Origin of the sequence: Wolbachia endosymbiont (group A) of Beris morrisii (assembly GCF_964028185.1) — a bacterium.
Taxonomy (GTDB): Bacteria; Pseudomonadota; Alphaproteobacteria; order Rickettsiales; family Anaplasmataceae; genus Wolbachia.
The window spans coordinates 1363541-1376995 of sequence record NZ_OZ034760.1; the positions used below are offsets into that span (position 1 = coordinate 1363541).

General features: G+C 34.9%; 14 protein-coding genes, 2 tRNA genes and 2 pseudogenes. 8 read left to right on the forward strand and 10 right to left on the reverse strand.

Annotated elements, in window-relative coordinates; all coding sequences use genetic code 11:
* Nucleotides 1-44: 44 nt before the first annotated feature.
* Nucleotides 45-446: a cytochrome c maturation protein CcmE gene (gene ccmE, locus ABWU69_RS07215; RefSeq protein ID WP_265034912.1), complete on the forward strand. Its 402-nt coding sequence runs from the start codon at nt 45-47 to the stop codon at nt 444-446.
* 69 nt (nt 447-515) lie between these two features.
* Here the strand turns inward: ccmE and ABWU69_RS07220 are convergent, their stop codons facing one another.
* From ABWU69_RS07220 to ABWU69_RS07235, 4 genes are all read right to left on the reverse strand, one after another.
* A complete protein-coding gene (locus ABWU69_RS07220; protein ID WP_265034914.1) occupies nt 516-860 on the reverse strand; it encodes a hypothetical protein in 345 nt (114 codons plus the stop codon).
* Nucleotides 861-961: 101 nt separating this feature from the next.
* Nucleotides 962-1405 carry a hypothetical protein gene (locus ABWU69_RS07225; RefSeq protein WP_182320993.1) on the reverse strand — a complete coding sequence of 148 codons (444 nt, stop codon included), beginning with the start codon at nt 1403-1405 and terminating at the stop codon, nt 962-964.
* A gap of 46 nt (nt 1406-1451) precedes the next feature.
* On the reverse strand, nt 1452-2921 hold the full coding sequence (locus ABWU69_RS07230) for a magnesium transporter MgtE N-terminal domain-containing protein (protein ID WP_320157468.1): 1470 nt from the start codon (nt 2919-2921) through the stop codon (nt 1452-1454).
* A 265-nt stretch (nt 2922-3186) separates the two neighbouring features.
* Nucleotides 3187-3262 (reverse strand) — tRNA-Ala (locus ABWU69_RS07235).
* 348 nt (nt 3263-3610) lie between these two features.
* Between ABWU69_RS07235 and ABWU69_RS07240 the strand changes: the two genes are divergently transcribed.
* Together ABWU69_RS07240 and nuoF are read left to right on the forward strand one after the other, a co-directional pair.
* Nucleotides 3611-3683, forward strand: a tRNA-Lys gene (locus tag ABWU69_RS07240).
* A gap of 18 nt (nt 3684-3701) precedes the next feature.
* Complete coding sequence (nuoF, locus tag ABWU69_RS07245) at nt 3702-4955, forward strand: NADH-quinone oxidoreductase subunit NuoF (protein ID WP_265034915.1); 1254 nt, start codon at nt 3702-3704, stop codon at nt 4953-4955.
* A 28-nt stretch (nt 4956-4983) separates the two neighbouring features.
* Here the strand turns inward: nuoF and infC are convergent, their stop codons facing one another.
* The 3 genes from infC to ABWU69_RS07260 are packed head-to-tail and all read right to left on the reverse strand — an operon-like array spanning nt 4984 to nt 7672.
* Nucleotides 4984-5502 carry a translation initiation factor IF-3 gene (gene infC / locus ABWU69_RS07250; protein WP_265026521.1) on the reverse strand — a complete coding sequence of 173 codons (519 nt, stop codon included), beginning with the start codon at nt 5500-5502 and terminating at the stop codon, nt 4984-4986.
* A gap of 12 nt (nt 5503-5514) precedes the next feature.
* Complete coding sequence (gene thrS, locus ABWU69_RS07255) at nt 5515-7416, reverse strand: threonine--tRNA ligase (RefSeq protein ID WP_265034916.1); 1902 nt, start codon at nt 7414-7416, stop codon at nt 5515-5517.
* The gene (locus ABWU69_RS07260) at nt 7409-7672 is read right to left on the reverse strand and encodes a hypothetical protein (protein WP_265034917.1); all 264 of its coding nucleotides are present in this window, start codon (nt 7670-7672) and stop codon (nt 7409-7411) included. The genes thrS and ABWU69_RS07260 overlap by 8 nt, the downstream gene beginning before the upstream one ends.
* Nucleotides 7673-7706: 34 nt before the next feature.
* Here ABWU69_RS07260 and ABWU69_RS07265 point away from each other — a divergent pair, with 34 nt between their 5' ends.
* On the forward strand, nt 7707-7850 hold the full coding sequence (locus tag ABWU69_RS07265; protein WP_353285131.1) for a hypothetical protein: 144 nt from the start codon (nt 7707-7709) through the stop codon (nt 7848-7850).
* 330 nt (nt 7851-8180) lie between these two features.
* Nucleotides 8181-8768: a dephospho-CoA kinase gene (coaE, locus tag ABWU69_RS07270; protein WP_265026525.1), complete on the forward strand. Its 588-nt coding sequence runs from the start codon at nt 8181-8183 to the stop codon at nt 8766-8768.
* Here the strand turns inward: coaE and ABWU69_RS07275 are convergent.
* The 3 genes and pseudogenes from ABWU69_RS07275 to ABWU69_RS07290 all read right to left on the reverse strand — a co-directional run bounded on the left by ABWU69_RS07275 (nt 8751) and on the right by ABWU69_RS07290 (nt 11789).
* Entirely contained in the window at nt 8751-9950 is a 1200-nt protein-coding gene (locus ABWU69_RS07275; RefSeq protein WP_265035725.1) for a ribonuclease D, read from the reverse strand. The genes coaE and ABWU69_RS07275 overlap by 18 nt on opposite strands.
* 375 nt (nt 9951-10325) lie before the next feature.
* Nucleotides 10326-11024, reverse strand: a pseudogene (locus tag ABWU69_RS07285) (Rpn family recombination-promoting nuclease/putative transposase); the annotation flags it as partial.
* Between the two features lie 6 nt (nt 11025-11030).
* A pseudogene (locus tag ABWU69_RS07290) lies at nt 11031-11789 on the reverse strand (IS5 family transposase).
* 522 nt (nt 11790-12311) lie between these two features.
* On the opposite strand from ABWU69_RS07290, the gene ABWU69_RS07295 reads away from it, so the two are divergent.
* The 3 genes from ABWU69_RS07295 to rplT all read left to right on the forward strand — a co-directional run bounded on the left by ABWU69_RS07295 (nt 12312) and on the right by rplT (nt 13446).
* A complete protein-coding gene (locus ABWU69_RS07295) occupies nt 12312-12755 on the forward strand; it encodes a PAS domain-containing protein (protein WP_265034918.1) in 444 nt (147 codons plus the stop codon).
* 98 nt (nt 12756-12853) lie between these two features.
* On the forward strand, nt 12854-13060 hold the full coding sequence (gene rpmI / locus ABWU69_RS07300) for a 50S ribosomal protein L35 (RefSeq protein WP_265034920.1): 207 nt from the start codon (nt 12854-12856) through the stop codon (nt 13058-13060).
* 20 nt (nt 13061-13080) lie between these two features.
* A complete protein-coding gene (gene rplT / locus ABWU69_RS07305; RefSeq protein ID WP_064125369.1) occupies nt 13081-13446 on the forward strand; it encodes a 50S ribosomal protein L20 in 366 nt (121 codons plus the stop codon).
* Nucleotides 13447-13455 lie beyond the last annotated feature (9 nt).

The window sequence follows — 13455 nt, forward strand, 5'->3', positions numbered from 1 at the left end:
CTATACTAAAAGTAAAAAAATTCTAGAAAGCCTGAAAGATAATAATGAAGAAGAAACATAAGCGATTACTTATAACTTCAGGAATTTTCTGCTTTTTAAGCTGCATAGTCTTTTTTATTTTAACGACACTCAAAGAAAATATCTCATTTTTCTATACAGTAAGTGAGGCAATAGTTTTACCAAATAGTCAAAAGCCAATCCGTGTTGGTGGAATGGTTGTTGAAGATAGTGTGATACGGAGCGAAAGTGAAGTAGTTTTTCAAATGACAGATTTTAACAAAAGCGTTGTGGTAAAATACCAAGGGATACTTCCACCAATGTTTTCAGAAAAAAGTGGTGTTGTTGTGCAAGGTAAAATGTCTGATAACAGTACCTTTCTTGCAGATACGGTGTTTGCAAAACATGATGAGAACTATATGCCGAAAGTTTTCAAACAGATTCCTTAACCCAGCTGTATTGAAATAGTATGTAGAGAGAGTAACAGCCTGCTAGCAAGCTGTTACTTTCCTAACTACTTACAATATATCAGAGTGAGTTGGTGCTTCCCATTCATCTATATTATCACCACCAATAGTTCCTGTTTTTAATTCGTCAATTTTATCATACAATTCATCCATATAATCTTGATGACCTTTCAACACGTCATTCAATTTAGGAACAAATGTGTCGTTTAAATCTGCGATTAGTTTATCTAGAATTGTGTGGACATACTTGACCTGTGCATTCTTTTCTTTATCGCTTTCAAAAGATTTAGGTTTAATTTTGACCTCTATGTCATTTATTATTCTATGGTTAGTACCGCTCATTCCGCTTTTCACTTCAAAGTCGTCTTCGCTTTCTTTCATACTGTAATTACTCATATTAACTCCTATAAAAAATTATAATTTTAAAACTAACTAGTTACCTTGAAATGGTATGTGAAAGAAAGCAACAGCCTGATATCAGGCTATTACCTTTTTTATTAAAGCAATCCGTTCTCTTCACCAGTAATATGGAGTAATGGAGGAGCTTCTCCAATATCTGGAATCGAATTCCTAAGATCTGCAAGTTCACTGTCTATACTACTTGTCTTGCTGCCTATACTATCTATGGTTGATGATAATTGTGTTATTATACCACTTTGAATTGCACTATCCATATTTTCGTCATACTTATTAATGCTGTTTATCAAGCCATCATAAAAATTTTTAAGGTGCTTTATGGTCAATGTAATTTGTGGCATCTTATCAATCTCTTCTTGTGTCATATCTTTAGTTATATCAAATTCTTCCTTTGTTTTACCACTGACAATCTTCTTTATTACTGGCTTTTCAAAGCTTGGTTTATCAAACTTCGGCTTCGAAAGTTGTAATGTATTATTTGATTCAACTTCTTCACTAGAATATAATTTTATATTTTTATTCATAATAGTTACCTCCTATAAAAAAACTACTTATCTTTATAAATCACTACTATACAAATAACAGTGAGTCATTATTAATGTCTACTATTGTAAAGTCTGGAGCCTGTCCAATGTCTGGCATATCGTCCTTGATTTGTTTGAGCATCTCAATCATTTCCTTGTTCTGTTTACTCTGCTCTTCAAGTTCCCCTTTTAATGCATCAATAATAGCTTTAGACTGATCTTGATTGCTGAGATCACCAATCACAGCTGTTACTTTCTCATAAGGCAGTTTGTGAATGATGTCTTTAAGCTCTTCTGCGCCTACGTTATCCAAAAGTTCTTTAAACTGCTCATTAGACATATTGTGAGCAAAAGCTTGAAGTTTCTCTGGATTATCAACTAAAGACTTAATGATAATCTTAATCTTATTAGAATCAGTTAAATCCTGAGCAATTATGCCAAGTTTATCATGATCAAGCTTATTAACTAAGTCTTCCAGTTGTTCTTTTCGCAGATTATTTACTAAAGCTTTCAACTGATCACCTTCTAATGCTTTGGAGAGTATTGTCAAGTGGTGCTCAGCCAAGCCTTCTGCAAGCGCTGTAAGTTGCTTGTTACTTAAAGTTGGAATAAGTACTGCGAACTGATCCATTTTTAAGTGAGGTAAAATTTCTTTTACTTGCTCTGGATTTAACTCTCTCACTAGAGCTTCAAGCTGAGCATAATTTAAAATAGGAACAATTATTTGTAATTTTTCTGGATTTAATTCTTGAGCGAGAGTGTGTAATTGGTGGTCGGTTAGATGATCCACTAAAGCTCGGAATTGGTTGTCTGTTAAGTTCTCTGCCAAGGCCTGTAGTTGCTCATTATTAAGAGTATTGGCAAGAGTCTCTAACTGATTTTCTGTTAGGTTCTCAACAAAAATTTTGGCAAACGCCTTTGATAGTATTATATCCTCTGGTATTTTAGATGATACTATATCTTGTATTACTTCTTCCTTGACGTGCCGTTCAATATATTGGAGTGCCTCATTGTCAGGTGAGTCAATAATATTTCCTTGATCATCCGAGAAATAATATTTGTAGGTATCACCTGACTCTTCCCATGTTAAATATTTATATTCCGCTGGTTGCGCCTTAAGAAGGTGCGTATATCTTGTTATATTATCATAATTAGCATAAGGATGGGATACTTCGTAGTCAATTGATATCTTCATTAATTTTTCATTGAGATATACAAAAGAATGCGAGTTATGTTCATAACCGAGTTTAGCGTTTCTAAATGGCACGACTGGAAATTTACAATTTGTGATTAGACCTTCTTCTTTATCACAACGGTAAGATGTTTTTTTCAAATCTTTCCCATTCTCCTTTATGCATACAACAGGTATAAAAGGACCATCACTTGCAGCGTTGCAAAATTTTATAGGTAAGTCTAGTACTCTATCGTCTTCATCATCCAGTGGAATAAACCAAATTTTATTAAAATTATTCCAAGTTAACTCTTCACCATCTACGGAACCTTGAAATATCCGCATTCTAGTCTCGTTAAATACCCCTTGTCCAGGCACCATCTTAAAAACATGCTTTTTTCCACTCATGGGCATTACTAATAAATTAATTGTTAGTATTCTAACATTTATTGATTAATTTATTGTTAAGTTAGTATATATCAGAATTATAATAACAAACATTACTTGTGTAGAGAAAAGTTACGAAAAGAAATAGGGATTTTTTAGGGAACTAGTGTAAAATACTCATGAGCTAAAATAAGCTGACTTTATGATATGCTAGAACCTATATTGGTGGAGGCAAGCGGGATCGAACCGCTGACCTTCTGCGTGCAAAACAGATGCTCTACCAGCTGAGCTATACCCCCAGGTAATTCTTGCTTAAAGCATAAATCACTCAGGCTGAAATGCAAGAAATATTTATCTGTTAGGCTATTGCTAAATAGTGCACAAATTCTGCAGTTATGTACAATTCTCTATCTTTTTGTCTTTTCAGATTTGTACATCACACTATAAGCTTTGCCAAATGAATCTGTGAACCGAAAATTAACAAGAAGTTTTCCTTTGGAAATTTTTTTAAATTATCCATAGATTTTTGAACTAAATTATCACTAACGCAGTATATTATATAATTTATTTAACCACACATGAAAATTTTAGTTTGATTAAAACGGATAAAAACTATATTACTGTTTAGTATAGCTAAAAAATGAAATGATCCCGTAGCTCAGCCGGTAGAGCAACTGACTTTTAATCAGTGGGTCACGCGTTCGAATCGCGTCGGGATCACTTAGAATCTTAAAAAGCATGCTGAAGGAACAGGACAAAATATTTACAAACTTAAATGGTAAAGAAACTCCACTACTTGAGGGTGCAAAAAAACGTGGTAGCTGGCAAAAAACAAAGGAGTTACTAGATTTAGGATCAGAAAAGATCATTGATGAAGTAAAGAAATCTGGTTTGAGAGGTCGAGGGGGTGCAGGATTTTCCACCGGCCTTAAGTGGAGCTTTATGCCCAAAAATCTCCCAAAAGCATATTTAGTAGTCAATGCAGATGAGTCAGAACCTGGTACATGTAAAGATAGAGATATATTGCGATATGAGCCACATAAGTTACTTGAGGGAATTCTCCTAGCCGGCAAAGCGATCAGCGCATCAGTTGCGTATATTTATATCAGGGGTGAATTTTATAATGAATATTTAGTTCTAAAAAAAGCACTTGAGGAAGCCTATAAAGAAAACTTAATTGGAAAAAATGCCTGCAAATCAGGTTATGATCTTGATGTGTTTATCCATAGGGGTGCAGGAGCTTACATATGTGGGGAAGAAACAGCTCAACTCGAATCAATTGAAGGAAAAAAGGGCTTTCCTCGCATGAAACCTCCATTTCCCGCAGGTGTTGGACTTTTTGGCTGCCCAACCACAATAAACAACGTTGAAACTATAGCCATGGTTCCAGATATTCTGAATCGCGGAGGAGAATGGTTTGCATCTCTTGGTAAACCAAATAATACTGGTACCAAGGTCTTTTGTATTTCAGGACACGTAAACAACCCGTGTAATGTTGAAGAAGAGCTCGGAATTCCACTACGTGAATTGATTGAAAAATACGCAGGTGGAGTGCGAGGGGGTTGGGATAATTTACTTGCTGTAATACCTGGTGGGTCTTCAGTGCCATTAATTCCAAAATCTATATGCGATATTATTGAAATGGATTTTGATTCATTAAGAACCGCACAATCAGGGCTTGGTACTGCTGCTGTAATAGTGATGGATAAATCAACTGATATAATAGCTGCAATAGAGAGGTTATCACACTTTTACATGCATGAGTCCTGTGGACAATGCACACCATGCCGTGAAGGTACTGGATGGATGTGGAGGATTATGAAGAGGATGGTGGCAGGAGATATTAAGCCTGATGAAATAGATAAGCTGCTTGACCTTACAACTCAAATAGAAGGACATACAATTTGCGCGCTTGGTGATGCTGCAGCTTGGCCGATTCAAGGATTAATAAGACATTTTCGCCATGTTATCAAAGAGAGAGCGATAGTTTAACTCTACTTATACTTCTTAAGCCGTTTTGCTACTTAGCAACCAGAGCTAAAAAATATTGATTCCCTTCCCTTTTAGGTGCCAATTCTACCTTTGCAATATCTTCAGTGTCTCTAATTAGCCGTTCTAATTTTTCCAGTCCGACTTCAGTGTTTATAAGCTCTCTGCCCTTAAATCTCATTGTAACTTTGATTTTATGTCCGTGGGCAAGTAAGTCTCTTGCTTGACGCAATTTTGTTTCGTAATCGTGATCACCAATATTGGGGCCCAGTTTAATTTCTTTTATAGTTAATGTTTTTTGTTTCTTTTTTGCTTCACTTGCCTTCTTTTTTATATCATACTTTTGTTTGCTATAATCCAGAACTTTACATACTGGAGGAGTTGAATCAGGTGCAATTTCTACCAAGTCTAAACCAACACCCTGTGCAAATTCCAAAGCTCGTTCTATTGGCACGATTCCAACCATTTCACCACTATGATCAACTAAGCGTACCTCCTTAGCTGTGATGAATCCATTAATTCTGTTTTTATTGTTCTTTTTAACTTGCAAACTTTAACTCCCTTAATTCAAATTAATACTTTTTAACAGCGATTCAGTAGCCTTTTCCAAAGAAAAAGACTCCTGTCTTTCTGATCCTAAATTTCTCACTGACACAGTTTTACTTGTAACTTCATTTTTGCCTATAATCCATAATATAGGAACCTTGTTTGAACTATGCAAACGTATCTTATAACTAATTTTCTCATTGGTCAAATCAGTCTTGACTCTCATACCTTGTTTTTTTAAGACATTGCTGATTTCTGTGGCGTAACTGTCAGCCTCATTTGTAATGGTCAGAATAGCAAGTTGCGTTGGAGCAAGCCAAACTGGAAATTTTCCTGCATAATTTTCTATCAAAATTCCAATAAAACGCTCAAAAGTCCCAAGAATTGCCCTATGTAACATGACAGGGTGATGCTTGTGTCCATCTGCCCCTATATAAAAAGCTCCCAGACGTTCTGGTAAAATGAAATCAACTTGTAATGTTCCACATTGCCAATTTCTGCCTATTGCGTCTTTCAAAACGAACTCTAACTTTGGACCATAAAATGCACCTTCACCAGGGTTAAGTTTATAACTCAAGCCCGCTTCTTGAACGGCTTCAAGCAGCGCTTTTTCAGCTCTATCCCACACTTCATCATTACCTGCTCTAATATCTGGACGGTCTGAAAATTTCACAGAAATTTCATTAAATCCAAGCTCTGAATATACTTCTTTTAAAAGGTCACAAAACTTTATAGTCTCAGAATTCACTTGTTTTTCCATACAAAAAATGTGTGCATCGTCTTGCGTAAAACCACGCACTCGCATCAGTCCATGCAATGAGCCTGAGCTTTCATTTCTATGGCATATGCCAAACTCTGCCATACGTATCGGTAAATCACGATAGCTTCTGGTGTGAGAATTAAAAATCTGCACATGACAGGGGCAATTCATGGGTTTTATTGCTAGCTTTTTACTTTCAGACTCGTCAACAGTAAACATATTTTCACGAAACTTATCCCAATGTCCAGATTTTTCCCACAGCTCTTTGCCTACTAAAATAGGGGTTTTTACCTCAAAATAGCCATTATTTATTAACTTCTTTCTGATGTAAGACTCAAGAACATTATATAAAATATATCCTTGTTCATGCCAAAAAACCTGCCCGACAGCTTCCTCTTGGATGTGAAATAAATCCATATCCTTGGCAATTTTGCGGTGATCACGTTTCTCTGCTTCTTTGAGACACTCGAGATAAGCGTTTAATTCATCCTTATTTCTCCATGCTGTGCCATATATTCGCTGCAACATTGGGCCCTTTGCATCACCTCGCCAGTATGCACCCGCTACTTTCATAAGTTTAAACGCTTTAACTCTGCCGGTTGATGGTGAGTGCGGACCACGGCATAGGTCTACAAAATCGCCTTGTCTATAAACAGTTAGGTTTTCACTCTCTGATATAGAGGATATAATTTCAACCTTATATTTTTCGCCTATACCACTAAAGAAATCAACTGCCTGCTTGCGAGTCCAAACCTCTCGAACAAATCTGTGATTACTTTTTACAATCTCTTTCATTTTCTTTTCTATTGCAGCAAGATCATCCGTAGTGAAGGTACGATCTGTAGCAAAATCATAGTAAAAACCATCCTGAATTGTTGGACCGATAGTAATCTGAGTATTAGGAAATAGCTCTTTCACTGCCTGCGCCATTATATGAGCAGCATCATGCCTTATTATATCTAAACCCGCTTCGTCACTCAGTTGTATCACCTCTATCTCTGTATCAGATTCAATTTCACGTGAGAGATCATATAACTCACCATTTACTTTCAATACAACTACTTCTTTCAAAGCATCCGGTTGTAATATATCAAAGCCAGTGACTTTACCACTGTATTCTTTTACTTTTTGTTCGGTTGAAAAAGTAACTTTAATCATTCATCAGACCTTTTGTCATCCAAATCCAAGCGTGATTATTCAAATGTTCCATAAGGCAATAGAATAAATGTAAGACGTTAACGATTGATGTCATTCCAGTGCGTGACACTGGAATCCAGCTTACGAACATTGTTTTGACATATACCCCTAGAGTCAGCTGTCCATTGCATAATTTGCAAATACTTTTACACCTGGATCCCAGTGGGCTTTGTTGCATAGCAACTGAAAAAATCTGGTGGCTACTGACAAAATTCATTATAAAATAGCCATTTAACCTTTGAAGAAAAAATATGCCACAGAAAATGAAAGTCAGTAACCAAAACGAATATAACAAATTCCTTGAAAAAAGGGAAAATATTTTTCGTTACATTGATGAAGCTATCGAAAATTGGTATGAAATTGGGCCAAAAATGCAGCGGCAACTATATTTATAGTGATAAAGTGGTGATTTTGATACATATAACAACCCATCTATTCAGAATAGGTTTGAGTGGGATTTTTAGAGGGATACATTGAACGAATAGGAAAAAATTTTCCCTTTTTTCAAGGAATTTGTTATATTCGTTTTGGTTACTGACTTTCATTTTCTGTGGCATATTTTTTCTTCAAAGGTTAAATGGCTATTTTATAATGAATTTTGTCAGTAGCCACCAGATTTTTTCAGTTGCTATGCAACAAAGCCCACTGGGATCTAGAAAATCTAGTTAATATATATAGAGAAACCTTAGCTATAGTTTCGAAAAGAGTCTGATGTATTTTGCTATATGATCATAGGTCTAACAGGCGGAATTGGTGTAGGAAAGAGCTTTGTAGCTAATTGCTTTCAAGAGTTTGGTGCTGCTGTATTTGATGCTGATTCTGTTGTACACCAACTTTATAAAGTGGATAAAAGCATAATAAGCTATGCAGAAAAAAATTTTCCTGGAGTGGTAGTAAATGGTGAAATAGATAGAACAGTACTGTCTAAATATTTCTTAGCCTACGATGAAAATTGGAAACAATTTCAATCTTTGGTTCATGCCGTTGTGCGAAATGAACTAGAACTTTTTATTGCTAAGGAAATAAAGATCGATAGAAAACTTTTAGTTTTAGATGTGCCACTTCTATTAGAAACAAAATTTTATTTATATTGCAACCTTATTGTTTTCGTCCATGCAGATAGCGTTGTGCAAGCTCAAAGACTTAACGAACGCAACATAGATAAAGAAAAGCTAAATTTAATCTCCAATGTTCAGTTATCTATTGAGGAGAAAAGGAAGATGAGTGACTTTATTATCGATACCAGTGTAAGCAAAGAGTATGTTTTTTCTCAAGTAAAAGATATAGTGGACTCGTTAAATCTCAGCAGTTGATTTCAATTCACAATCTGCTTCCACCAAATTACTCCGAATTTTAGTTGTATTATTTGCGGATTTCACTGCTAAAATCTCAAATTTTGAGCTTGTGTTCAAAAATGATTCAACTGACCTGCCAAAAAAATCATATCTCCACCCCTTGAATAGTTTATCTGTCTGCCTAGATATTGACCCAGTTAACTCATCTTTTGAAGAAACTAATTTCCTTGATATGTTACTTTCTTTACATTTACTATCTAAAATAATTGAGAGTATATCGAATACAGATTTGTCATAATTATTCGGGAAGGTGTTGTTTTGCTGCATCCAATTTCTCTCATTTTCATTAAAAATATTCACAAACTCTAGTAAATCTGCATCTCTTATATTTTTTGCATTCCTCTTGAGATCATCTAAAATCTCATCAACATGCTCTACATTTTTTTCAATAAAACCAGCTATTACAGCATTATTAATTACTTTATTACGATTCATATTATAGCGCTGTGCTAAGGTCTCTTGCCACTCACTAACTGCTTTAACAGTTAGTATCAATCTTGGATTTACTTCATAATTAAATTTAATCCTCTTCCATGCATCTTTTGGATTATGTAAATACTTATTTATATCAACTATTGATTCCATCTCTTCTTGAAACCAACCCATCCTATTATTTTCTTCAAGTTTATCGCACAATATTTGGTATAGGCCATATAGGTGTATCACGTCGTTTACTGCATAATCTAACTGATCCTCGGATAACGGCCTTCTTAACCAGTCTGAATTTTTGGCTTTAATTTTATCCAGTGCTATTCCTTGATATTGCTCCACTACTTTTGAGTAACCAATAAAGTCATGATAATAATGACAAAACATAGCGGCAACTTGGGTATCAAAAATGGGAGTGGGAATACATTTAAACACAGTGAGTAAAGATTCTATATCCTGCCGGCAGCTATGAAACACTTTGGTTATCCCCTGATTTAGCATTATTTTCTTAATGAATGATAAATCAATTTCTGGCACTAATGCGTCTACAATAAAACTCTTCTCTCCGCAAGAAATTTGAATTAACGATAATTTTGGGTAGTAGATTAAATTATTTCTAATGAACTCCGTGTCAACTGCTATAAATTTCGGCTTTTTTGCTATCAACCCCTCACATATGTCCTCCAGCTCCGACGTTGTATTAATTAACATATGTTTTTTATTCAGTGGTTCTACTTTACCACTTACATTAAATTTTTGCAATTAGTGACTTCTTGCAAAACTTTCTATCACTCATTGGTGTCATCCAAGTAGCGTGACTACTTGGATCCAGAAAACTCAATTAGAAACGAGTACACTAGGTGGTTGTATAATAAGAACTAGATACAAGTGTCACGCACTGGAGTGATACCGTGGACTGTGCATAAGCGTCAAGTTAAGGGAATATTGGCAAATAAGCAATGCTTAAAATAGACATCTTATTTGTTACATTTATTTTTTAGGAAAGTAGAGCAAAACAATTTTTTTAGAAAACCCACTAACTTTATTGTTTAATTTTAAAATAGTCCTTTCTAATGCTACTTCTTCTTAACTTGACCTTAATTCTGCAATTTCTTTAATGGAAAGTCCAGTAAACTTAACAATAGTGTTGACATCAACATTATTAGCCAGCATTGCTTTTGCGACTTCAATTTTGCCTTCCTCTCTCCCTTCTTTCCTACCTTTCTCTTTACCAATTTTGATGCCTTTTTCAGTAGCATCATCAAGCTTTTGAGCAAGGACAGCCTGTTCATCAAGAATACGTTTTATTTTCTGTTCATAGGCAATAAATTCTTTTTCTGACCAGTTAAATCTATTTAGCTCTTCATAGGCCTTTTTAATTATTACATCACTACCTATTATTTTTTCCAGCTCTTCTTCACTAGTCTCATCTGCATATCGAAAAAAATAAACCCATTTTTTAACTATATTTTCCAACTGATCTTCCTTATTCTTTGGAAATTTTGGCAACTCAATAAATATAAAATAGAAATCTTTTAGATCATGCTCATTAGTGTCTTCATCTCGAATAGTATGCTTTGATTTGTACTCAGATTTATTAGGAAACAGTACACAATCTGCTATAGCAATGAAGATAATTTCCTTAAGGTTATGATACTGGTCACCTTTATCAGCTTGCCTTGAGTAAGCTTTAGCAGCATAGTATTGAGCACGTTTTTCAAATTCTTTAGTTTTAGCAACTTGGTTAGGTAAGGAGACAGTATTACTACTATCCCCTCCCTTAGAACCTGTTTAAAATCTCCTCAATAGAAGAGAAATAAAGGAAAGAACAACCATTTGTAAACTTGTGTTGAGTTTACGCTCGCAATTTTTCCATAACCGTCTACATTTTTCCAACCAAGCAAAAGACCGCTCGACAACCCATCTTTTTGGCAATACAGCAAAGGTATGTAATTCGCTTCGTTTTACTACCTCAACAGTTGCACCAATAGTTGCTTTTATTTGTGTTGCAAAATTTTCTCCTGTATAGCCAGCATCAACGAGTATATTTTTGACTTCAGAGAGGTTTTCTTTAGCATTTTCCACCATTTTCACAGCACTGCTACGATCAGTTGCTTCTGCCGTTGTTATATGAATTGCATGTGTTGTGTATCAACTGCGATATGACCCTGAAATCTTTTCACCTGCATCATAGCCCTTTCTTTCAGCAGTATCTGCGTTTTTGACGCTTCGAGCATCAATTATGCAGAAACTGGTTTTCTCTTTCCGACCACTGTTTTGTCGCAACCAATTTTTTTTAACCAACAAGCTTGGCTCCTTTCCTTTCTTTTTACTCCACATTTGAAAATAGTAATATATGTTTTCCCACCTTGGAAACTCTTTTGGCAACATTCTCCACTGACAACCACTTTTTAGCACGTATAACACTCCACAAAATACTTTGTATATATCAATTAATCTTGGTCTTGTTTTCTTTTTCCTACTTTCTAAAATTGGTTTGATTTTTTCAAATTGCTCACGACTTATGTCGCTTGGATACCTTTGACTCATTTATATACCTCATTATTTACCTGTTCCTACTTTAGCTCATCTCTTTGAGATTTTAAACAGGTTCTGAGAACAGTGATCAAACTCAACTTGAGCATTCCAGAGCTACACCGAAAACAGAGGAAAGAGGATCTTTGTCCAGCAGAGTAAGCAATGCCACATCAGTAGCGCATCTATCTTCTCAAATTAGCACCGAATATTAGCACTTGTCCAAACTAGGGGATGTTTTTTAAACATCCCCTAAATTCACATACAGGATTCTTTAATAAATCAATAGAATTGTATATCCTGTTTTAATATTTCCTTTACTAAATCCACAACTTTTTCATTTAATAATTTTGGTGTTAATGCTACCCTAAACCAACTAGCTATATTTACCTTGTATAATCTTGTTTCCCGTATTGTTTATTCTATAAACAGGAATCGGTACAAGAACTTCTAGTGATATGCACCTTGTGGTAAGAAAAAATCAATACATTCACGATAAATTTACCTCATATCTGTGTTTTATATGTGGAAATTAGAATGGAAATTTATGTAGGCAAAGAAAAAAGAATAGCAAATGTGGTAACTGAGCACTGGAGTGACATAAAAGGATCAGACAGAGATTGGCCAGAAAGGCATGAAATAGACACTGCAGAAATAATGGAGTCATGGCAGCATTGTTTTATCATTGAAGTCAAAGATCAAGGTTATATTTGTGAAAATGCAGGAGAAAAGGCCGTTGAATTCTATGGTTTTGAAAACAAGACGCGCATTGATAATAAGTATGCAATTGATGCACCATTTTTGCGACTATATAAAATAGATGCAGTTATTGATAAACTTGATACTGTAATAGAGAGTAAATGTCCAATCAACGAAGAGGAAGAAAGTGAAAGTGTTAAAATGAGGCAAGTATTGTTGCCACTTGGGAATAAAGAAGGTATAACACATATATTGGGCGTAATTACATTTAAGCTCCTTTAATATACAATTTTAATTTGATTCTTTAATAAAATTATTTATACTACTACTTAATTACTATTAAAGAACTCAATAGTAGTATTTGTAAATTTATTTGGAATATGAAGAAAATAAAATTAAAAACCAAATCTTCTGTTAAAAAGCGCTTTCACCTTACAGCTAAGGGTAAAGTCATTTCTACTCAATCAGGCAAAAGGCATGGCATGATAAAGAGAAGTAAATCTAATATTCGTAATCAGCGCGGTACAACGATTCTTGGTAAATCTGACTCGCGTATAGTTAAGCTTTATATGCCTTATGGTATTTAACAAAATGGAGGTAAAATAAAATGGCTCGGGTAAAACGTGGAGTCACTACTCACGCTCGTCATAAAAAAATATTGAAACTGGCAAAGGGTTATAGAGGACGCGCAAAAAGTTGTTATAGAATTGCATTACAAAGAGTTGAAAAAGCACTGCAATATGCTTACAGAGACAGAAGAACCCGTAAACGTGATTTCCGTAGCTTATGGATAATACGTATTAATGCAGCAGCAAGAGAGCATGGGCTTACTTATGGTAGGTTTATGCATGGTCTTACACTTGCTGGAATTGATTTAAATAGAAAAATTCTTGCTGAGATGGCCGTTAATTATAAGGATGATTTTGCCAAATTAGTAGAAGCTGTAAGTGGTAAATTAGCGGAGAATTCTTAAAGCAAAAAC